Here is a 21,611-nt window from a genome sequence, read left to right on the forward strand (position 1 = left end):
GGGGATGCATCGATTCTATCGGGGCGCGCCGAACAGCCCGTCGCCGTACTTCTGCAGCAGCTCGTACGCGTCGGCGTAGGTCTCGGGCTGCGCCTCGCCCGGCTTTCCGTACTTCGCGATCAGCAGGCCCAGCAGCCCCTGGGCCGGCGGGCTCAACGGCCGTGCCGAAGAGCGATCGGCCGCGTTCGGCGGGCGTTCCTCGTCGTTCGGCGGCACGTACTGCGGGGTCGGCGACGGCCAGGTCGACGGATGCCGCGGCGCCGCGAGGTTGAGTGCTGCCGTCAGGTCTCGGGCGCCCGTGTCGCGATCGGTCAGTTCGTCGAAGCCGTACTTCTTCGACAGCGTCGCGATGACGGCGGCGTGGTGGAACTCGTCGTTGATGACGGTTCCGGACCGGGTGTAGGCCGAGACCGCGATGGCGGGCACGCGAACGCCGAGACGGTCGAAGGTGAAGCCCATCTCGCCGGCGCCGGCATCGTCGGGAGGCGTTGCCGATGGCGGGGGCACGTGGTCGTAGGTGCCGCCGTGCTCGTCGAAGGTGATGAGGAGCATGGTGTTCAGGGCGTTGGAGCCCGACTCCGACGCCCCGCCTCGCACGGCCTGGTAGACCCGGCTGACCAGCGCGTCACCCGCCCTGACGTCGGAGACCGCGCTGTCGATGACCGGTTCGTCGTCGAGGTCGCTCTCACGGAACTTGCCGAACGGCGGGTGGAAGTCGTTGTGGTCGTAGACCATCCGCGGTTCGATGAACGCGTAGGCGGGCAGCGTGCCGTCTGCAGCGTCTCGCTCGAAGTCCTCCATGGTCGCGAAGTGCTCGGTGCGCCAGTACTTCTCGAGCACCGGCGCGTGCAGGAACCCGGTGAACGAGATGAGCTGGCGCTGGTCGAAGTAGATGCGCCAGCTCAGCCCCTGCTTCTCGAGACGATTGAAGACCGTGGGTGCTGCAGGGGCGTCGAGCCACTTGCGGTAGCCGCCGTTCAGCACGTTCGTGACGAAGCCGTGCGAGGTCGAGGCGTGGAAGAACGATCGATTGCAGAACGTCTGCGATGGCACGGCGCAGTGCCAATGGTCGAACACGGCGAACTCGCGTGCCAGCGTCGACAGCACCGGCAGCATGCTGGAGTCGAATCCGCCCATGATCTGGCGCACGTCATCTGGGTCGGGCGCGTGCCCGCGCCGGAGTGCGGCGAGCTTCGATTCGTAGTCGCGTACGAAGCCCGACATGTCGGGCTTCGAGTCGTCGTGCGGCGCGTTGTACGGCGCGGTCATGTGCGGGGGTTCGCGACCCTCGTTGTGCGGCGGGTCGATGGTGTTGAACAACTGCGTGTTCACGTGCGGATACTCTTCGCCCGGATCGGGATCGGGTCGCTCCATGATCCGGTCGGTGGCGCCCGAGTAGACGTGGGCGGGAATCGAGCTGCCGTCGGCCGCGACGTTCGCGTAGTCGCCGAATTCGAGGCCCTCGAATCGCGCGCCCGGAGGCAACGATGCCGTCGAGTACAACCGGCCGAGCAGGTTGTCGAACGACCGGTTCTCTCCCATCAGCACCACGAGGTGCTCGATCGGCGAATCACCGCCGCTGGCCGCCGCGGAGGGCGAAGGAGCGGTCGCACTCGGCGATCCTCCGGCGAGGGCCACGCCGACGGCCGCGCCCGCGCCGCCCCCGACGACGACTCCGGCCGCCGCCGCACCGCCGACGCGGAGGAACTCACGTCGCGACGGACTGCGTGGGGACTCGCTCGAGGCGTTGCCATTCGGCGCCGTCGCGTCGTCGGGTGGTGTCGACATGCTCCCCCTCAGTGATCAGTCAGTCGCCTTCAGTCGCCTTCAGTCGCTTCTGCCGCCTCGATCGGCGGCAGCGCCTCGGGGCCCGCCGTCACGAGCAGCGCGAACTGCGCTGCGTCGAGCACGCGGATGCCGAGCTCCTCGGCCTTCGCGAGCTTCGAGCCCGCACCCGGGCCCGCCGCCACGAAATCGGTCTTCTTCGAGACGCTCGACGCCGCCTTGCCACCTGCGGCGATGATCGCCTCTTGAGCCCCCTCGCGGCTGAAGCCGTCGAGCGAACCGGTCGCGACGACTGTGAGACCCGTGAGCACTCCCCCGGCCTCGGCAGCCGCGCCCGGCCCGGGATGCCCCGGGGTCGCGAACTGCACGCCCGCGGCCGTCCAACGGTCGACGATGTCGAGATGCCAGTCGACGCCGAACCACTCGATGAGCGAGTCGGCGATGATGCCGCCGACGCCCTCGACCTCGGCGAGTTGTTCACGGGTCGCCGCGCGGATCGCGTCGAGCGAGCCGAACCAGTCGGCGAGCGCGCGAGCGGCGACCGGCCCGACGTGGCGGATGTTGAGTGAGACGAGCAGGCGCCAGAGCGGCTTCGTCTTGGCCTTCTCGAGTTCGGCGAGGAGCTTCGTCGCCGCCTCGGAGGGACCGACGACCCGGTAGTCCTTCTTGACCCCTGCCGCACGGCGTTCGGCCGGCGTCATCGTCTCGGTTCCGGGCGGGTAGCTCGCCGGCCCGAGTTTCTGGAACGGCGCTCGCCTCGACGGCGCACCGGTCTCTTCGTCGACCTTCGGCTCGCCGGTCTCGGAGTCGCGCACGACGACCTCGATCGGCACGAGCTCGTCGAGCGTGAGATCGAAGAGCCGGGCTTCGGTCGCGAGGGGCGGCTCGGCGGGCACCGACGGCTGGGTGAGCGCCGCGGCCGTGACCTCGCCGAGCGCCTCGATGTCGAGGCCACCGCGAGACCCGATGTGCTCGACGCGGCCGCGCACCTGCGCGGGGCACGACTTCGCGTTCGGGCAGCGCAGGTCGATGTCGCCCTCTTTCATGGCGCGCAGCGGCGTGCCGCACTCGGGGCAGAGCTCGGGCATGTGCCACTCGACCTCGGTGCCGTCGCGAAGCTGCTCGACCGCCCCGAGGATCTCGGGGATGACGTCGCCCGCCTTGCGGAGCACCACGGTGTCGCCGATGCGCACGCCCTTGGCCTTCACGACCTGCTGGTTGTGCAGCGTCGCCTGGCGCACGGTCGAACCGGCGACCTTGACGGGCTGCATGACCGCGTACGGGGTCGCGCGGCCCGTGCGGCCGACGCCGACGACGATGTCGAGGAGCTTCGTGTGCACCTCTTCGGGCGGGTACTTGTAGGCGATCGCCCAGCGCGGGGCGCGACTCGTGGCACCGAGCTCGTCGTGCAGGGCGAGCTCGTCGACCTTGACGACGATGCCGTCGATCTCGTGCTCGACGTCGTGGCGGTGCTCGCCCCGCTCGGCGATGTAGCCGGCGACCTCGTCGACCGTGTCGAACACGCGCGAGTGCGGCGAGACCGGCAGGCCCCAGCTCGCGAGCAGGGCGTAGATCTCGGACTGGTTCCGGACGTCTGGATGCTGCCACGCGCCGATGCCGTGCAGGTACATCTCGAGTCGCCCGAGCCGCTCGCGCATGAGCGAGAGTTCGAACGCGTTCTTCTTCTCGCGGCGCTGACGCAGGCTGCCCGCTGCGGTGTTGCGAGCATTGGCGAACTCGGGGTACTTCGTCGGGATGTCGTCGGCCGCCCGCCCCTTGGCGAGCTGCTCGGCCTCGAACGCGGCCTGCAGCTCGTGCTGGCGCTCGTTGAGCGCTTCGAAGTCGCTCGTGCGCAGGAACACCTCGCCGCGCACCTCGAAGAACGACGGATACCCCTCGCCCACGAGGCGATGCGGGATCGCCGGGATCAGGTCGACGTTCTCGGTGATGTCCTCGCCGACCCGGCCGTCGCCCCGGGTCGTCGCGGTCTCGAGCACGCCGTCGCGGTAGGCGAGGCTGATGGCGAGGCCGTCGATCTTCAGCTCGGAGAGCCAGTGCACCGGGCGACCGGCCGCCGCCGCGGTCTTCGTCGCCCAGTCGCGGAACTCGTCGATCGAGAACACGTTGTCGAGGCTGAGCATGCGCTCGGCGTGCTCGTGCTCGGGGAACCCGGCCGAGACGATGGCCGCGCCGACCTGCTGGGTCGGGCTGTCTTGACCCGCGAGTTCGGGGAACGCCCGCTCGAGTGCCTCGAGGCGATGGAAGGCCTCGTCGTACTCGGCGTCGGAGAGCGTCGAGTCGCCGTCGCCGTAGTACGCGAGCCGCGCACCCTCGATGCGATCGGCGAGCGCGGTCGCCTCCGCTCGCGCCGCGTCGAAATCGGTCGGGAGGCCGCTGTCACCGGAGATGTCGCTCACATCGCCAATCCTATGAGCGACCGCCAACACTGGCGATGCCGTCGACCGGGCGTTGCGAGACGCGGGCTACGCGTCGACCGGCACTGCGCTGACCGTGCGGTCGATCGTGAACTGGCCGAGCACGCGGGTTCCGACGTAGATGACGGCGGTCTGGCCGGGCGCGACGCCGTCGAGCGGATGCCCCGGCGTGACGACGAGCTCGCCGTCGACGAGCTGCGCGACGGCCGGCACGGGGTCGGCGTGCGCGCGGATCTGCACCTCGCAGTCGAACGCGGTCTCGGGCTGCTCGGGCGCGAGCCCGGCCCACGAGAAGCGCGACCCGGCGATGACGCCGATCGCGAGCGCCTCCTTCGGGCCCACGACGACGGTGTTCTCCTTCGGGCGCACCTCGAGCACGAAGCGCGGCTTGCCGTCGGCCGCGGGCGTGCCGAGGCGCATGCCCCGGCGCTGGCCGACGGTGAACGCGTGCGCGCCCTCGTGCGAGCCGACGACGGCGCCCGTGCGGTCGACGATGTCGCCCGTCTCGGTGCCGACCTTGTCGGCGAGCCAGCCCCTCGTGTCGCCGTCGGGGATGAAGCAGATGTCGTAGGAGTCGGGCTTCTGCGCGACCGAGAGCCCGCGCTCTGCCGCCTCGGCGCGAACGAGCGTCTTCGAGGGGGTGTCGCCGAGCGGGAAGTAGGCGTGCGCGAGCTGCTCGGCGGTGAGCACCCCGAGCACGTAGCTCTGGTCCTTCGCCTCGGCGCTCGCGCGATGGAGCTCGCGGTTGCCCGCGTCATCCGTCGTGATCTTGGCGTAGTGGCCGGTCGCGACGGCGTCGAAGCCGAGTGCGAGCGCCTTCTCGAGCAGCGCGGCGAACTTGATGCGCTCGTTGCAGCGCATGCAGGGGTTCGGGGTGCGCCCGGCCGAGTACTCGGCGATGAAGTCGTCGACGACGTCGGCCTTGAAGCGCTCGGAGAAGTCCCACACGTAGTACGGGATGCCGAGCACGTTGGCGGCGCGCTGCGCGTCCATCGAGTCTTCGATGGTGCAGCAGCCTCGGCTGCCGGTGCGCAGGGTTCCGGGCATGCGGCTGAGCGCCAGGTGCACGCCGACGACCTCGTGCCCCGCCTCGACGGCGCGCGCGGCAGCGACGGCGCTGTCGACGCCACCGCTCATCGCTGCAAGAACCTTCACCCCTCCAGTGTAGGCAGGCCTCCTGAGCGGATGCCCCGTGGCCGGCGATGCACGCCTCGCCGGCGATGCACGCCTCGCCGGCGAGTTCACATGAGCGGCCCGCGGCAAGTACCGTTGGGCTGGTGCACTCGCCTGTCAACGCCGACGTCGTCGGTCAACTCGGCCACCTGACCCTCAATCGTCCGGAGTCGATCAACGCCATCGACCTCGAGATGATGCATGCCATGACCGAGACCCTCGAGGCGTGGTCGACCGATCCCGCCGTCGCGGTCGTGCTGCTGGACGGCGCCGGCGACCACGGCTTCTGCGCGGGCGGCGACTTCCGCGAGATCCTGGCTCGCGCGGCCGAGGGCATGACGATCGGCTCGGTCTTCTTCCGCGACGAGTACCGCCTGATCGCGAAGCTCGCCGAGTTCCCCAAGCCGGTCATCTCGATCATGCACGGCATGACGATGGGCGGCGGCATCTCGCTCGCCGGACACGTCGCGACGCGGGTCGTGACCGATCGGGTCGTGCTCGGGCAGCCCGAGACCGGCTACGGCTTCGTTCCCGACGGAGGCGCGACCTGGCGGCTCGCGCGCACCCCCGGCGAGTTCGGCACCTACCTCGCCCTGAACTCCATCGACCTGACCGCCGCCGACGCGATCGCCCTCGGCTTCGCGGACGTGATGGTGCCGACGGAGCGCATCGCTGAGCTGAAGACGGCCCTCGCCGGCGACGCGTCCAGCCCCGACGACACGGTTCGACGGTTCGCGGTCGACGCCGGTCCCTCGACTGTGCTCGCGCGTCGCGACTGGATCGACGCGTGCTATTCGGCGAACACGGTCGACGAGATCCTCGAACGGCTCTGGGCGTTCTCGAGCGGCGAGACGGTCGCGGGGCTCGCCGCCGCCGACTCGAACGACGCCGAGGCCGCCGAGAACGCCGCGGCTGCCGCCGACACGCTGCTGCGGCTCTCGCCGACCGCGCTCGTCGCGACCCTGCGGTCGGTGCGAGCCGCACGCGACGGCGAGGAGCTCCGCGATGCGCTCGAGCGCGAACTCCGCCTCGCCCGCTGGTTCACGACGCAGCCCGACCTGTTCACCGGGGTGCAGGCGCTCGTGGCGCAGAACACCGGGACGCTGCACCAGGACACCGTGCCGGAGTGGCGGCCGGCGGACCTCTCGGCCGTCGACGTCGCCGACATCGTCGGCGCCATGGAGACGCAGCTCCGCCACAGCGTGTTCTCGCGCGGCCTCGGCATCCCCGAGGAGGAGGGCGCGCGCTAGCCGAGCAGGCGCGAGCCCCGACCGTCGGTCAGCGGTCGAACGAGGTGGCCCGGGCGGCGAGCCCCGCGCGGGCCGCCTGCGCATGGGCGGCGGGCAGCGCCGCGAGGAACGCGTCGACGTCGGCGTCGGTCGACGCGTGGCCGATCGTGATGCGGAGTGCGCCGCGCGCGTCGGCCTCCGAGCGACCCATCGCCATCAGCACGTGCGAGGGCTCCGGCACCCCTGCCTGGCACGCCGAGCCCGTCGAGACCGCGACGCCCGCGGCGTCGAGCAGGAAGAGGAGCGAGTCGCCCTCGCAACCCGGGAACGAGAAGTGGGCGTTGCCGGGCAGCCGAACGGATGCCCCGGGGCCCGCGTCGCCCGAGAGGCGCGCCTCGGGCACCGCACCGGCGACACCGGCGATCACCCGGTCGCGGAGCGCCGCCATGCGGGCGGTGTCGGCGTCGAGTCGGGACGCCACGATGTCGGCGGCCGCCGCGAACGACGCCGCAGCCGCGACATCCTGCGTACCCGACCGCACCTTGCGCTGCTGCCCGCCGCCGTGGATGAGCGGCTCGACCGCGGCCGACCGGTCGAGCACGAGCGCGCCGATGCCCGCCGGTCCGCCGATCTTGTGCGCCGAGACGCTGAGGGCGACGAGACCGGCGCCGCGCGGGGCATCCGTCGCGCGCCGGATGCCGTGGAAGTCGATCGGCACCTGCCCGTAGGCGGCGACCGCGTCGACGTGCAGCGGCACGCCCGCCCGAGCGGTCAGCCGTGCGACCTCGTCGACGGGCTCGATCGTGCCGACCTCGTTGTTGGCCCAGAGCATCGTGACGAGGGCGACGGATGCCGCGCCCCGCTCGAGCTCGTCGGCGAGCACGTCGAGGCGCACCCGGCCGACCTCGTCGAGCGGCAACTCGACCACCTCGGCGCCCTCGTGGGCGACGAGCCACTCGACCGTGTCGATCGTGGCGTGGTGCTCCCCCGCGGGCACGAGGATGCGGCGACGCTCGGCACCGTCGGCTGCATTCGTGCGCCGCTGCCACCAGAGGCCCTTGATCGCGAGGTTCACGGCCTCGGTGCCGTTGCCCGTGAAGACGATCTCGATGCCGTCGGCGCCGAGGGTCGCGGCAATGCGCTCGCGGGATTCCTCGAGCAGGCGCTTGGCCTGCTGGCCGGCGCTGTGGATCGACGAGGGGTTGCCCACCACGGCGAGCGCGGCGGTGAGCGCGTCGATCGCCTCGGGCAGCATCGGCGTGGTCGCCGCGTGGTCGAGGTAGACCATGTGACCTCCGGGTCGTGTCCGAGTGAGTGCGCGACACGGGCGTGCACGCGCTTGCAGGCGTCTCGCCTCCACGAACTACTGTAGATCGCATGCCTGAGCGCGATCCCCTGCACGACCTCGGTGTGCGCGCGGGTGCCGACGGCGGCGTCGCCCGGGTGTGGTCGGAGCACGCGACATCCGTCGACCTCGTGGTCTTCGACGCCGACGACCTCGACTGGGCGATCTCCCGCACGCCACTCGTGCGGGGCGACGACGGCGTGTGGCAGGGCGAGTCCGCCGAGCTGCGCCACGGCGCGCACTACGGCCTGCGCGTCGACGGGCCCGCGGGCGTCGAGCACGCGTTCAACGCGGTGCACACGCTGCTCGACCCGTACGCCCGCGGGCTCGCGCGCGCCGACGACGGATCCTGGCGCGGCGTCGCCCTCGATGCGCTCACCGCGACCGAGTTCGAATGGGGCGACTCGGTGAAGCCCCGCGTGCCGCTCGACCGCACCGTGGTCTACGAGGCGCAGGTGCGCGGCTTCTCGAAGCTGAACCCCGCGGTGCCCGAACCTCTGCGCGGCACCTACGCCGGCCTCGCGCACGACGCCTCGATCGAGTACCTCGTGAACCTCGGCATCACGACCGTCGAACTGCTGCCGGTGCACGCCTTCGTGTCGGAGCAGCGTCTCGTTCGCCAGGGCAAGGTCAACTACTGGGGCTACAACACGCTCGCGTTCTTCGCCGCCCACTCGCCGTATGCGAGCGACGCCGCGCGCGCCGAGGGCGCCGCCGCCGTGCGGCGCGAGTTCGCCGGCATGGTGCGGCGCCTGCACGAGGCAGGCCTCGAGGTCGTGCTCGACGTGGTCTACAACCACACGGCCGAAGAGGGCCGCGAGGGGCCGACCTCCTCGTTCCGCGGCATCGACAACGCCGCGTACTACCGACACGACGCGCACGGCCGCTACGTCGACACCACCGGATGCGGCAACAGCCTCGACTTCGCCGCGGCTGCGCCGCAGCGGCTCGTGCTCGACTCGATGCGCTACTTCGCCGACGAGCTGCAGGTCGACGGGTTCCGCCTCGATCTCGCCGCCACGCTCGGCCGCGATGCACGGGAGACGTTCACGCCCGAGCATCCGCTGCTGCGCGCCATGCTCGACGACCCCGTGATCGGCGCGTCGAAGCTCATCGCCGAGCCGTGGGACGTGGGGCCGGGGGGCTGGCAGACGGGCAACTTCCCGGCCGGCTTCACCGAGTGGAACGACCGCTACCGCGACCGCATGCGCGACTTCTGGCTCGGCGACCTGCGCCGTGAGCGCGAGACCGGTTCGGCGGGCAGCGGCATCGGCCGGTTCGCGACGCGCCTCGCGGGTTCGTCGAACACGTTCTCCAACGAGCGCGGGCCCCTCGCGAGCCTGAACTTCGTGACGGCGCACGACGGGTTCACGCTCGCCGACCTCACCGCCTACGACGTCAAGCACAACCAGGGCAACGGCGAGCAGAACCGCGACGGCACCGACTCCAACAACTCGTACAACCACGGCGTCGAGGGCGAGGCGGCCGACCCGGTCGTGCGGGCGGCGCGGCGCCGGAGCATCCGGAACCTGCTCGGCACGTTGCTGCTGTCGGCGGGCGTGCCGATGATCACGGCGGGCGACGAGTTCGGTCGCAGCCAGCGCGGCAACAACAACGCGTACTGCCACGACTCGCCCCTCACCTGGCTCGCGTGGGACGAGACCGACCGCCCCCGCTTCGCTCCCGCGCTGCTCGAGACCGCCCGGCACCTGATGCGGCTGCGCGCCGAGAACCCGGCGCTCCGCCCCAGCCGCTTCGGGCGCCTCGGCGAGACCGTGCCGAGCGCCACGCAGATGGACTGGTTCAACGCCGACGGCGCGACCATGGGCATCGACGACTGGAACTCCCCCGCCGAGCGCACCCTGCAGTTCCTCGCCGCCTCCACGCCCGAGACCGAGGCGCCGAACCGCATCCTCCTCGTCGTGCACGCGCACGAGTCCGACGCCGCGGTCGTGCTGCCGACGCACGACGAGGTGAGCGGGTACACCCTGCTGTGGGATTCCGCCGACGAGTTGCCGTCGGCGCCGTCCACCACCCCGCTCGCCGCCGGCACCACCATCACCATGGGCGCCCAGTCGATGCGTCTGTTCCGTGCAGAGGGCGCAGCCTGATGGCCAAGCGAGCGGATGCCTCGGCGGGCACGCCGGCCACCGTCGCCCTCACCCGGGCGGGCATCGCCTTCACGGCACTCGTCTACGACCACGACCCGCGCGCCGCGGCCTACGGGCTCGAGGCCGCCGAGAAGCTCGGCCTCGACCCCGACCGCGTCTTCAAGACCCTCCTCGCGAGCGTCGACGGCGCCCTCGCCGTGGGCATCGTGCCCGTGGCGATGCAGCTCGACCTCAAGGCGCTCGCCGCCGCGCTCGGCGGCAAGCGCGCCGAGATGGCCGACCCCGCCGTCGCGGAGCGCAAGACGGGCTACGTCGTCGGCGGCATCAGCCCCATCGGCCAGAAGACGGCGCTGCCGACGGTGCTCGACGAGTCGGCCATCCTCCACGAGACGATCTACGTCTCGGGCGGACGGCGCGGCCTCGACCTCGAGCTCGCTCCCGACGACCTGCTCGCCGTCACCGAGGGGCGCTACGCCCCGATCGCGCGCACCCGCTGAGTTCGACTGCACGGCGACGGGAACAGGACGACCCGCCGACCCTGCGACGAATACAGGCGCTCAACACGTGTTCGCACGTCCGTTTCCTGTTTTCGGAGCGCTCAGTCGGCCACCGCCACGAGCCCGAGCTCGGCGGTCGACAGCAGCAGCGGATGCCGCGGCACCACGCGCACCGTGTAGCCGAACGCACCGGCGCGGTCGAGCACGAGCGATCCCGTGTAGAGGTGCTCGCCCGGGGGGAGCTGCGCCGCGGCATCCGCGACCTCGAGCTCGGCGTGCTGAGCGGCGTCGATCGTCTCGTCGGCACGGCTGCGCCCGTACACGACCTCGACCCGCACGTCGTCGGGCGTGAGGTCGCCGAGCCGCACGACTGCGCGCAGCTGCAGCTCGTCGCCGACGTGCGGCGCGTCGATGCCGCCCGATTCGACGTGCGCGACGTGCACGCCCGGCCAGGCCGCACGCACCCGTGCTCCCCAGCTCGAGAGCTCGCGGGCACCCCGTGCACTCTCGGCAGCAACCTCGGCGAAGTGCTCGGCCGCGGGCCGGTAGAGGCGCTCGACGTACTCGCGCACCATGCGGTCGGCGCCGAGCTCAGGAGCGAGCACCGCGAGGGTCTCGCGCACCCGGCGCACCCACTCGACCGGTACCCCGTCGCCGTCGCGCTCGTAGTAGCGCGGTGCGACCCGGTGCTCGAGCAGGTCGTAGAGGGCGGCTGCCTCGAGCGCGTCGCGCTCCCCCGAGTCGCCCGCTGCATCGGCTGAGGGGATCACCCAGCCGAAGTCGTCGCCCGCGAACTCCGCCCACCAGCCGTCGAGGATCGAGAGGTTCAGGGCGCCGTTCATTGCGGCCTTCATGCCAGAGGTGCCGCACGCCTCGAGCGGGCGCAGCGGGTTGTTGAGCCAGACGTCGCAGCCCGGGTAGAGCTTCTCCGCCATGCCCATGTCGTAGTCGGGCAGGAAGACGATGCGCTCCCGCAGCTCGGGCTGCTGGGCGAACTGCACGAGCTGCTGGATCAGTCGCTTGCCCTCGTCGTCGGCCGGGTGCGACTTGCCCGCGATGACGAACTGCACGGGTCGCTCGGGGTTCGTGAGGATCGCCTTCAGCCGCTCGGGGTCCTGCAGCATGAGCGTGAGCCGCTTGTAGGTGGGCACCCGGCGGGCGAACCCCACCGTGAGCGTGTCGGGGTCGAGCACTTGCGACACCCACTTCGGCGGCTCGGCACCCGAGTGCTGTTCCCGCCAGGATGCCGCGAGCCGGCGCCGGGCGTCATCGACGAGCTGCTGGCGCATGGCGCGCTTGACCGTCCAGAACTCGCCGTCGGCGAGCGCGGGGCTGCGCCACTCGGCATGCTCGGTGTCGCCGGTGCCGAGCCGCGTCTCGGCGAGGCCGAGCAGGGCGGGGTCGGTCCAGGTCGGAGCGTGCACGCCGTTCGTGATCGAGGTGATCGGCACCTCCTCGGCGTCGAATCCCGGCCAGAGGTCGCCGAACATGCGCCGGCTCACCTCGCCGTGCAGCTTCGAGACGCCGTTCGCGTGCTGCGCGAGCCGCAGCCCCATGACGGCCATGTTGAACGCGCCCGCCGCGGGGTCGGCGCCGGGCTCGACGCCGAGGGCGAGCGCGTCGGCCGGGTCGACGCCGGGCAGCAGCGAGCTCGACAGGTACCGCTCGACGAGCGCACGGTCGAAGCGGTCGATGCCGGCGGGCACCGGCGTGTGCGTCGTGAACACGGTGCCTGCACGCACGAGCTGCAGCGCAGCGGCGAACGTGAGGCCCTCGCCGATGTAGGTCGCAATGCGCTCGAGGCCGAGGAAGCCGGCGTGACCCTCGTTCATGTGGAAGGTGTCGGGCGCGGGGCATCCGCTCAGCTCCGTCCACGCGCGAACCGCACGGGCGCCGCCGACGCCGAGCAGGAGTTCTTGCAGCAGTCGGTGCTCGCCGCCGCCGCCGTACAGGCGATCGGTCACCGAGCGCAGCTCGTCGGAGTTCGTGGGGATGTCGGTGTCGAGCAGCAGCAGCGGAACGCGACCGACCGCGGCCTTCCACACCCGTGCGTGCAGCGAACGGTCGTCGGGCAGCGCGAGCGTCACCTGCACCGGGGCGCCGTCGGGTGCGCGCAGCAGCGCGAGCGGCAGGCCGTCGGGGTCGAGCACCGGATAGCGCTCCTGCTGCCAGCCGTCGGGCGAGATCGACTGCGAGAAGTACCCGGCCTTGTAGAAGAGGCCGACGCCCACGATCGGCACGCCGAGGTCGGATGCCGCCTTCAGGTGATCGCCCGCGAGGATGCCGAGTCCGCCGGAATACTGCGGCAGCGCGGCGGTGATGCCGAACTCGGGCGAGAAGTACGCGATGGTGCGCGGCGTCTCAGCGCCGAGCGACTGGAACCAGCGGGGCTCAGCGAGATACTCGCGCAGCGCTGCCCGCTCGCGCTCGGCCCACTCGACGTAGCCGGCGTCGCCCGCCAACTCGGCGAGCCTCGCCGGGTCGACCTCGCCGAGGAACGCGACGGGGTCGCGATCCGAGGCCTGCCAGAGCTCTGGGTCGAGGTGCTGGAACAACCGGCGGGTCGGTTCGTGCCACGCCCAGCGGAGATTCGCGGCGAGCTCTTCGAGCGCACCGAGCTCGGCAGGGATGACCGCGCGGACCGTGAACTTGCGAATCGGCTTCACGGCTCCACCCTAGGAGCCGCAGATGTCGGTTGCGTGAACGACGGGTCGCGTCGTGAATGTCGGCGATCCGATCGAAACCTCCGACCGCCGTGTATACACGTGGGCACCAGTCACAGCCATCGATTGTGAGACGACTGCTCGAGAGACGTCTTAGTCCGCCCGTCGACCCGATGTGCTTAGCGATCCTCGAGAATCACGTCTCGCACCGTCAGTACGAATGCGCCCACGAGCGCCACCAATCCGAGGAGCACACCCCCGCTCCCGAGCCAAGCACCGTGAATGGGGCCGTCATAGCCGACGTGCGACAACGCGGTCGACATCGGTGCGGCGACGATGAACGATCCGAGTTCGACAGTGGCGAGGGGCCAGAGAATCAGCTTCACCCGAGAAGTCGCCCCGAGGTTCGCGCCTTGGGTCATCGTCAAGAAGGCGCAGATCGTCGCAACGACGGCCGTGCCAAGTATCCATCCCGCACCCCAGAGCGCCAGCCATTGCCTCTCGCCTCCCATTTGCTCGTAGGCTTCGCCGACTCCGAGGCGCGCGCTCGCCGGCATGAGAACGAACACGTAGGTTGCAGCCACAGCGAGCGGAATGAGCCACCCGACCAGAAGAACCGTGAGGAAGGTGAGACGCGCGATGAGTGAGCCGCGCACGACCGGTGCTTGCTCGACTACCCGTTGCATGCGGGATTACCGCGATTCCCGATTGAGGAGCGCCAGCGCGGGGCTGCGAATCCCAGAACGACTCAGAAACAACTCACCCCGTGGCGATCTCAGGCTGGCTGCGTCTTGGAATACACCGAGTAGCGGAACGAAGTGGGTGTCGAGAAGGTTTCGCAGTCTAATGCCTCGGTCAGGTACCGCGGCTTCGAGGTCCAACAGTCGGCTGAGATCATCGCTCGCGAACCCCGACAATTCCGACGCGAGTCGGTTGACGACGTGGCAGGCGACAGGCTTTGGAAACTGCAGATCCTCGATGGCCCGGAACCAGAGCCCAATGTTCAGGTAGTACTGCGGGCCATACTGCGACTTCTGAAGATCGACCACGGTCACGACTTCGTCGGTCCTTCGGTACCAAGCACCTTTGTGCTTCCGGAAACCAGCGCCGTTGAGCCATGCGTCCATTGCGACCTGGATCTCGTTCCGAGTACTCATCAGCCTCCGTAGGTGATCAACCGGCGCTTCAATGGTCGTCTGGGCCATGATCCACCCGTTCTCCAATTGCAAGGGCGCGCCTCCCGTCTCTCGGGCGGGGCTTCACCGAGCGACATGCGCCGTTCGGTGGGCTCAGGTGAGCTTCCCTGTCTCGTAGATCAGGCGGCCCTGGTCCTCCTGTTCGAACAGGAAATCGGCGATCTCCTGGCCATGCTCGGCGTTGCGAGCATCGGCGGCGAGCATGTTGTGGGACGACCACTCCAACAGGGCACCCAAGGCCGTGAGGTGGGCAACGACATCCCCGCGATTCCCAAGCATGCTCGGTTCGAAGAAGACCCGGAAGACGTAGCGGCCAGAAGGCTCGACTACCTGGCTCACGACGTGATTACGGCCCGATTGCGTTTCCGTGCGGACGACATCGCTGAGAGCAATGTCGTAGAGGAAGAACGGGATACAACAGACCCGGAAGGTGTCCTCGGTGAGCTGCCAGCACCACAGTTGCTCGAAGCGGCCCTCCTCGGGCAGCGGCGCGTTGATGATGAAGTTCGCCCGCTCCCGCCAGATCGGATCCGGGTGCACCGAGTACTTCTCTTCGCTCGCCTTCATTCGATCTTCTCCGCCAGGCCGGCGCTGGCTTGTCGAAGCCGACCGAGTTCGTCGCGGCTCACCGGTCCCAGAGCGCCAGCGAGCGGAAGCTCGCCGCTCCGGCTCCCATCCACCGAAGCCCACGCTAGGACCCCACCGACCATGAACTCTTCATCGAACAGGTTCGGCGGATCAACGAACGGCAGCCCTTCGCATCCGATCCACGCCACCGTCGCGCCGAGACTCAGCATCCCGCCAAGGCATCGATCGATCACGACCGCCCAGTCCTCCGGTGAAGGCCAGGTGTTGATCGAAGCTCCCCGGATGAGGACCTCCCACTCTTCCCCCGTCAGCAGGTACGACTCGGCTTGATCGAGACCCCGCGGAAGTTGAAGGCGTGCCTCCGTGGGGAATCGCCGGCGTGGCGCCAGACCGTAGACCAAGAACCCGGGGACTTCGTTCCCGTCGTCGAAGATGCGCATGTCAGTCACGTTCATTCATCCACCACCCAGAACGCCCGCAGCCGCGATCGTGCCGCACGGTGTTCTTCCGCACACCGTGTCGAGAAGACCACGTTCTTGGCACATCAGCGAGCCCTTTCACCTCGTCGGAGCTCGCAGCCTACGCGAGCGCGAGGTACTGGTGCACGAACGCCACCGCCATGCCGCCCTCGCCGACGCCCGCCGCGACGCGCTTCACCGAGCCCGAACGCACGTCGCCGATCGCGAACACCCCCGGCGCACTCGTCTCGAGCGCGAACGGCCGGCGATCGAGACGCCAGTGCGGCGTCGCCGCCGCGTCGGCCCCGGTGAGGATGAAGCCGTGCGTGTCGTGAGCGACCTCCGAAGGCATCCACTCGGTCACGGCGTCGGCGCCGATCATGACGAACACGACGCCGGCCTCGGTTCGCGCGGTCGCCCCGGTCGTTCGGTCGGCGACGTCGATCGCCTCGAGGCTCGGCCCGCCGTGCAGGCCGACGATCTCGCTGCGCGTCTGCACACGCACACCGTCGTTGGCCGCGATCTGGTCGATCAGGTAGCGCGACATGCTCGTCTCGAGCGACTCGCCGCGCACGAGCATCGTGACCGATCGTGCGTGCCGCGCGAAGAAGAGGGCGGCCTGGCCGGCCGAGTTGCCGGCGCCCACGATGCAGACGTCGGCTCCCTGCGCGATGGAGGCATCGCTGCGGGCGGCCCCGTAGTAGACGCCGTTGCCGCGGAACCGGTCGATGCCCGGCACCGGCAGCGACCGCCAGGCCACGCCCGTGGCGATGATGACCACGGGCGCCCGCAGCACATCGCCGCCGTCGAGCACGATCTCGGCCCCTTCGGCACCAGCGCCCGGGGCGATCGACTCCACCGTGCGGGTGACCACGATCTCGGCACCGAGCCGCTTCGCCTGCTTCAGGGCACGGCTCGCGAGGTCGTCGCCCGAGATGCCGAACGGGAACCCGGTGTAGTTCTCGATGCGCGTCGAGGTGCCCGCCTGGCCACCCGGGGCGACGGACTCGATCACGACCGTGCGCAGTCCCTCTGCAGCACCGTTGACGGCGGCGGTGAGGCCCGCGGGCCCGGCACCGAGAATGACGACGTCGTAGTCGGATGCCGCGGGCGCGACGTCGAGCCCGACCGCCGTCGCGACCTCGCGCAAGGAGGGGTCGACCGTGCGCTCGCCGCCGTGCTCGAGAATCGGGTACCGCTCCCCGGCGACCGGGTCGTCGATCGTGGTGCGCTCGAACGCGACCTGGTTGCGGATGAGGAAGCCGGTGACCTCGTGGGTTCGGGCGTCCGATCGCGGCCCGATGACCCGTACATCGGTCTCGAGCCGCTCGGCCGCCATCTCCTGCAGCGAATCGAGGTAGCGACGGGCGAGCCCCGCGACCCGCGCCGGGATCGACGGCTCGGCCGCAGCGAGCGTGTAGTAGACCGTGACGTCGAGCTTGATGATGCGCGCGCCCTCCGCGACATCCGCTGCTCGCCCGCTCGCCGGGAACGGCGTGCTCAGCGTCATCGGCACCTCGCCGAAGAACTGCCCCGGCTTGCGGCGGCCGATCACGCGCTCCTCGCCGTTGATCACCTTCGTGATCTCGGCGCCGCCCTCGACGACGACGAACAGCGCCCGCTCGTCGCCCTCGTGCGCGAAGTACTCGCCGGGCATCAGGCGGATGTCCTCGACCGCCCGGGCGAGTTCGTCGAGCGTCGTCTCGGGCACCGGCGCGAAGATCGGGATGCCGCGGAGCGTCTCTGCGGTGATCATCGCGCTCGCACCATGCGCTGACGGTATCCGCGCCGGGACCTCCCGTCAACAGATGCGGCCTGCGTGACGATCCGGCCGCGTTCGCGAGTGCGATCCGGCGCAGACGCGCTACGGTCGAACCGTGACGACCACCCCCGTGCTCGCCGGCCGGATCCCAGTGACCCGGCTGACCCCCGCTGTGCCCGATGCGCGCTGGCGCCCCAAGGCGTTCGAGGGCGAGGTGGTGCCGTTCCGCGCGACCGTGTTCCGCGAGGGGCACGACCAGGTGGGCGCGATGCTCGTCATCACGAGCCCCGCCGGTGTCGTACGACGCGAGCGGATGTCTCCGCTGGCGCCCGGCACCGACCGCTGGGAGGCGGAGGTGCTGCTCGACGAGACCGGCGAGTGGCACTGGCACGTCACGGGGTTCGACGACGAGGTCGCGACGTGGCGGCACGACGCCGCGCTCAAGGTCGACGCCGGGGTCGACGCCGAGCTCATGTTCGAGCTCGGCGCGCGCCTCATCGACCGGGCCGTCGCCGAGAAGTCCCGGCCGCTCGCGGCCCGCAAGCGGCTCACGGCGCTCGCCGCCGGGCTGCGCGACGACGCGGCATCCGTCGCTGCCCGCCGCCCGCTCATCGACGACCCGGCCCTCGCCGAATTCGATGCGCGACCGCTCGCGCGACTCTCGACGGACTCCCCCGAGCACACGCTCCTCGTCGAGCGGCACCGCGCCGGCGTCGGCGCCTGGTACGAGTTCTTCCCGCGGTCCGAAGGGGCGAAGCAGCTGAAGGACGGCTCGTGGAAGTCGGGTACCTTCCGCACAGCGGCCAAGCGACTCGACGGCGTCGCGGCGATGGGCTTCGACGTCGTCTACCTGCCGCCGATCCATCCGATCGGGGTCACGAACCGCAAGGGGCGCAACAACACGCTCGACCCGGGCCCGCACGACCCCGGCTCCCCTTGGGCCATCGGCGGGCCGCTCGCCGACGGCATCCCCGGCGGCCACGACGCCGTGCACCCCGACCTCGGCACGCTCGCCGACTTCCGCGCGTTCGTGCGCCGGGCGGCCGCGCTCGGCATCGAGGTCGCCCTCGACCTCGCCCTGCAGGCCACCCCCGATCACCCGTGGGTGACGGAGCATCCCGACTGGTTCACGCAACTGCCCGACGGCACGATCCGCTACGCCGAGAACCCGCCGAAGAAGTATCAAGACATCTACCCGGTGAACTTCGACGACGACCCCGAGGGCATCTTCGCCGAGGTGCTGCGCATCGTGCGGCACTGGATGAAGCAGGGCGTGCGCATCTTCCGCGTCGACAACCCGCACACGAAGCCGCTCGCGTTCTGGGAGCGGCTGATCGCGACGGTGAACGCGGATGACCCGGGCGTCGTGTTCCTCGCCGAGGCCTTCACCCGCCCGGCGATGATGCAGGCGCTCGCGATGGTCGGCTTCCAGCAGTCGTACTCGTACTTCACGTGGCGGAACACCAAGACCGAACTCGAGGAGTTCCTGACGAGCGTGTCGCAGGAGACCGCCGACTTCATGCGGCCGAACCTCTTCGTCAACACCCCCGACATCCTCACCGAGTACCTACAGTTCGGCGGGCCGGCCGCGTTCACGGTGCGCGCGACCGTCGCCGCGACGGCGGCGCCGCTCTGGGGCGTCTATGCGGGCTTCGAGCACTTCGAATCCGTCGCCCGCCCCGGCGCCGAAGAGGCGATCGACAACGAGAAGTACGAGTACAAGCCGCGCGACTTCGCGGCCGCCGAGCGCGAGGGCCGTTCGCTCGCGCTCTACCTCGGCATCCTCAACCGCATCCGTGCCGAGCACCCGGCGCTCGGTCAGCTCCGCAACATCCGCTTCCACGCGAGCGACGACGACTCGGTGCTCGTCTACTCGAAGCACCTCGACGGCCGCTTCACCGGCACGGGCGCCGACGACACGATCATCGTCGTCGCGAACGTCGACCCGCACTCGGTGCGGGAGACCACCGTGCACCTCGATCTCGAGGCGATCGGCCTCCCGCCCGGTGCCCGCTTCGAGGTCGACGAACTCGTGACCGGCGAACGCTGGGAGTGGGGCGCGTCGAACTACGTGCGGCTCGACGCGTTCACACGGCCCGCGCACATCCTGCACGTGAGAAGGGCCACCGATGCCTGAACCGATCGCCGCACCCGTCATCGCCGACGACGTGCTCGCTGCCGTCGCCGAGGGGCGCCACCACGACCCGCACTCGGTGCTCGGGCAGCACGGGTTCGACGAGCCGCACCACGCGGGGCCGCTCACGGCGATCCGCACGCGACGACCGCTCGCCGCGTCGGTCGCGGCGGTCTTCCCCGATGGGGCCGAGCTCGCGCTCGAGCACGTCGGTCACGGCATCTGGGCGGGCGCCGGCGCCTTCGGGCCGCGCGACTACCGGGTGCGCGCCCGCTACGCCGACGGCTCTGACTGGACAAGCGACGACCCCTACCGCTTCGCCCCGACGATCGGCGAACTCGACCTCCACCTCATCGGCGAGGGGCGGCATGAGGAGCTCTGGCGGGTTCTCGGAGCCCACTACCGCGAGCACTGGGGCGTGACCGGCAGCGTGCGCGGCACCGCGTTCACGGTCTGGGCGCCGCGCGCGGCCGCGGTGCGCGTGACCGGTGCGTTCAACCGCTGGGACGGCACCGGGCACGCGATGCGCAGCATGGGCCCGACCGGGGTCTGGGAGCTCTTCATCCCCGACGTCGAGCCCGGCGCGGTCTACAAGTTCGAGCTGCTCACCGCCGACGGCGACTGGATCATGAAGGCCGACCCGATGGCACGGCAGGCCGAGGTCGCCCCCGCCACGGGCTCGGTGGTATCGCTGAGCTCCCATGAGTGGGCCGACGGCGAATGGATGTCGCGCCGCGCCGCCGCAGACCTGCACGCGCTCCCCATGAGCATCTACGAGATGCACCTCGGCTCCTGGCGCCCCGGCAAGGGCTACCGCGACGTCGCCGACGAGCTCATCGAGTACCTCGAGTGGCTCGGGTACACGCACGTCGAGTTCATGCCCCTCGCGGAGCATCCGTTCGGCGGCTCATGGGGCTATCAGGTGACCGGCTACTTCGCCGCGACCTCGCGCTTCGGCTCCCCCGACGACCTGAAGTACCTGATCGACCGCCTGCACGGCGCGGGCATCGGCGTGATCATGGACTGGGTGCCGGGGCACTTCCCGAAAGACGAGTGGGCGCTCGCGCGCTTCGACGGCCAACCACTCTACGAGCACGCCGACCCGCGACGCGGCGAGCAGCTCGACTGGGGCACCTACGTCTTCGACTACGGCAACCCGCGGGTGCGCAACTTCCTCGTGGCGAACGCCCTGTTCTGGTTCGAGGAGATGCACGTCGACGGGCTGCGGGTCGACGCAGTCGCCTCGATGCTCTACCTCGACTACTCGCGGGCCGACGGCGAATGGCTGCCGAACGTGCACGGCGGGCGCGAGAACCTCGAGGCGATCGCGTTCCTGCAGGAGACGACCGCGACGGCCTACAAGCGCAACCCCGGCATCGTCATGGTCGCCGAGGAGTCGACGAGCTGGCCGGGCGTCACCGCACCGACCGAGAGCGGCGGGCTCGGCTTCGGCTACAAGTGGAACATGGGGTGGATGCACGATTCGCTGCAGTACATCCAGAACGACCCGATGTACCGCTCGCACCACCATCACGACCTCACGTTCTCGTTCCTCTACGCGTTCAGCGAGCACTTCGTGCTGCCGATCAGCCACGACGAGGTCGTGCACGGCAAGGGATCGCTCGTGCGCAAGATGCCGGGTGACCACTGGCAGCAGCTGGCGAACGTGCGCGCCTACCTCGCCTTCATGTGGGCGCACCCCGGCAAGCAACTGCTCTTCATGGGGCAGGAATTCGGCCAGCTCTCGGAGTGGAGCGAGGAGCGCGGCCTCGACTGGTGGATCCTCGATCAGCCGAGCCACCGGCAGCTCGCCGAGTTCGTCGGCGCGCTGAATCGCGGCTACCGCGCGACGCCTGCGCTCTGGGCGCTCGACGACGACGCGACCGGATTCGAGTGGGTCGAGGGCGGCGCGGCCGCCGAGAACGTCATCGCGTTCCTCAGGTACGACCGCGAACGGCGACCGCTCCTCTGCGTCGTGAACTTCTCGGGAGTGCCGCACGAGGGGTTCCGCCTCGGGCTGCCGACCGCCGGGCGATGGCGCGAGGTCATGAACTCGGATGCCGCGGAGTTCGGCGGATCGGGCGTCGGCAACCTCGGCGGAGTCGACGCGACCGAGACGCCATGGGCCGGCCGACCGGCATCCGCGTCGTTCACGCTGCCGCCGCTCGGAGCGGTGTGGTTCGCGCTCGACTGATGGAGCTGCGACCCCACTGAGGGGCACGCAGCGGAGCGCGG

The 21,611-nt window shown here is 70.4% G+C and carries 15 protein-coding genes; 5 read left to right on the top strand and 10 right to left on the bottom strand.

The genetic code is table 11. The features are described 5' to 3' along the window. Positions 1-15 precede the first annotated feature (15 nt). From ACFCVM_RS02910 to mnmA, 3 genes are all read right to left on the bottom strand, one after another. The gene (locus tag ACFCVM_RS02910; protein WP_375833624.1) at positions 16-1,788 is read right to left on the bottom strand and encodes an alkaline phosphatase family protein; all 1,773 of its coding nucleotides are present in this window, start codon (positions 1,786-1,788) and stop codon (positions 16-18) included. 29 nt (positions 1,789-1,817) lie between these two features. After that, complete coding sequence (ligA, locus tag ACFCVM_RS02915; RefSeq protein WP_375833625.1) at positions 1,818-4,202, bottom strand: NAD-dependent DNA ligase LigA; 2,385 nt, start codon at positions 4,200-4,202, stop codon at positions 1,818-1,820. A 66-nt stretch (positions 4,203-4,268) separates the two neighbouring features. Then, positions 4,269-5,375 (bottom strand): tRNA 2-thiouridine(34) synthase MnmA, encoded by a 1,107-nt coding sequence (gene mnmA, locus ACFCVM_RS02920; protein WP_375833627.1) that lies wholly within the window; start codon positions 5,373-5,375, stop codon positions 4,269-4,271. A 122-nt stretch (positions 5,376-5,497) separates the two neighbouring features. Here mnmA and ACFCVM_RS02925 point away from each other — a divergent pair, with 122 nt between their 5' ends. Beyond that, the gene (locus tag ACFCVM_RS02925) at positions 5,498-6,643 is read left to right on the top strand and encodes an enoyl-CoA hydratase/isomerase family protein (RefSeq protein ID WP_375833630.1); all 1,146 of its coding nucleotides are present in this window, start codon (positions 5,498-5,500) and stop codon (positions 6,641-6,643) included. A gap of 28 nt (positions 6,644-6,671) precedes the next feature. Here ACFCVM_RS02925 and ACFCVM_RS02930 read toward each other — a convergent pair whose 3' ends face one another. Next, entirely contained in the window at positions 6,672-7,910 is a 1,239-nt protein-coding gene (locus tag ACFCVM_RS02930; protein WP_375833633.1) for a cysteine desulfurase family protein, read from the bottom strand. 89 nt (positions 7,911-7,999) lie between these two features. Between ACFCVM_RS02930 and glgX the strand changes: the two genes are divergently transcribed. Both glgX and ybaK read left to right on the top strand, forming a co-directional pair. After that, positions 8,000-10,078 carry a glycogen debranching protein GlgX gene (gene glgX / locus ACFCVM_RS02935; protein ID WP_375833636.1) on the top strand — a complete coding sequence of 693 codons (2,079 nt, stop codon included), beginning with the start codon at positions 8,000-8,002 and terminating at the stop codon, positions 10,076-10,078. Beyond that, positions 10,078-10,575 carry a Cys-tRNA(Pro) deacylase gene (gene ybaK, locus ACFCVM_RS02940; protein ID WP_375833639.1) on the top strand — a complete coding sequence of 166 codons (498 nt, stop codon included), beginning with the start codon at positions 10,078-10,080 and terminating at the stop codon, positions 10,573-10,575. The genes glgX and ybaK overlap by 1 nt, the downstream gene beginning before the upstream one ends. Positions 10,576-10,676: 101 nt before the next feature. Here ybaK and glgP read toward each other — a convergent pair whose 3' ends face one another. The 6 genes from glgP to ACFCVM_RS02970 all read right to left on the bottom strand — a co-directional run bounded on the left by glgP (position 10,677) and on the right by ACFCVM_RS02970 (position 17,236). Then, positions 10,677-13,241, bottom strand: coding sequence for an alpha-glucan family phosphorylase (glgP, locus tag ACFCVM_RS02945; RefSeq protein WP_375833641.1), 2,565 nt, complete (start codon positions 13,239-13,241; stop codon positions 10,677-10,679). Between the two features lie 176 nt (positions 13,242-13,417). Further along, entirely contained in the window at positions 13,418-13,924 is a 507-nt protein-coding gene (locus ACFCVM_RS02950; protein WP_375833644.1) for a hypothetical protein, read from the bottom strand. Between the two features lie 6 nt (positions 13,925-13,930). After that, positions 13,931-14,443, bottom strand: a complete 513-nt coding sequence (locus tag ACFCVM_RS02955) for a DUF4304 domain-containing protein (protein ID WP_375833646.1) — start codon at positions 14,441-14,443, stop codon at positions 13,931-13,933. Positions 14,444-14,527: 84 nt separating this feature from the next. Further along, a complete protein-coding gene (locus ACFCVM_RS02960; RefSeq protein ID WP_375833648.1) occupies positions 14,528-15,001 on the bottom strand; it encodes a DUF4265 domain-containing protein in 474 nt (157 codons plus the stop codon). Next, complete coding sequence (locus ACFCVM_RS02965; RefSeq protein ID WP_375833651.1) at positions 14,998-15,462, bottom strand: hypothetical protein; 465 nt, start codon at positions 15,460-15,462, stop codon at positions 14,998-15,000. Before ACFCVM_RS02965 ends, ACFCVM_RS02960 begins: the two co-directional genes overlap by 4 nt. A gap of 139 nt (positions 15,463-15,601) precedes the next feature. Further along, on the bottom strand, positions 15,602-17,236 hold the full coding sequence (locus ACFCVM_RS02970; RefSeq protein ID WP_375833654.1) for an FAD-dependent oxidoreductase: 1,635 nt from the start codon (positions 17,234-17,236) through the stop codon (positions 15,602-15,604). Between the two features lie 178 nt (positions 17,237-17,414). Here ACFCVM_RS02970 and ACFCVM_RS02975 point away from each other — a divergent pair, with 178 nt between their 5' ends. Both ACFCVM_RS02975 and glgB read left to right on the top strand, forming a co-directional pair. Further along, on the top strand, positions 17,415-19,379 hold the full coding sequence (locus ACFCVM_RS02975; RefSeq protein WP_375836638.1) for a maltotransferase domain-containing protein: 1,965 nt from the start codon (positions 17,415-17,417) through the stop codon (positions 19,377-19,379). After that, entirely contained in the window at positions 19,372-21,570 is a 2,199-nt protein-coding gene (gene glgB / locus ACFCVM_RS02980) for a 1,4-alpha-glucan branching protein GlgB (protein WP_375833656.1), read from the top strand. The genes ACFCVM_RS02975 and glgB overlap by 8 nt, the downstream gene beginning before the upstream one ends. Positions 21,571-21,611: the final 41 nt, after the last annotated feature.

This window comes from Agromyces sp. NPDC056389 (assembly GCF_042262385.1).
Lineage (GTDB): Bacteria > Actinomycetota > Actinomycetes > Actinomycetales > Microbacteriaceae > Agromyces.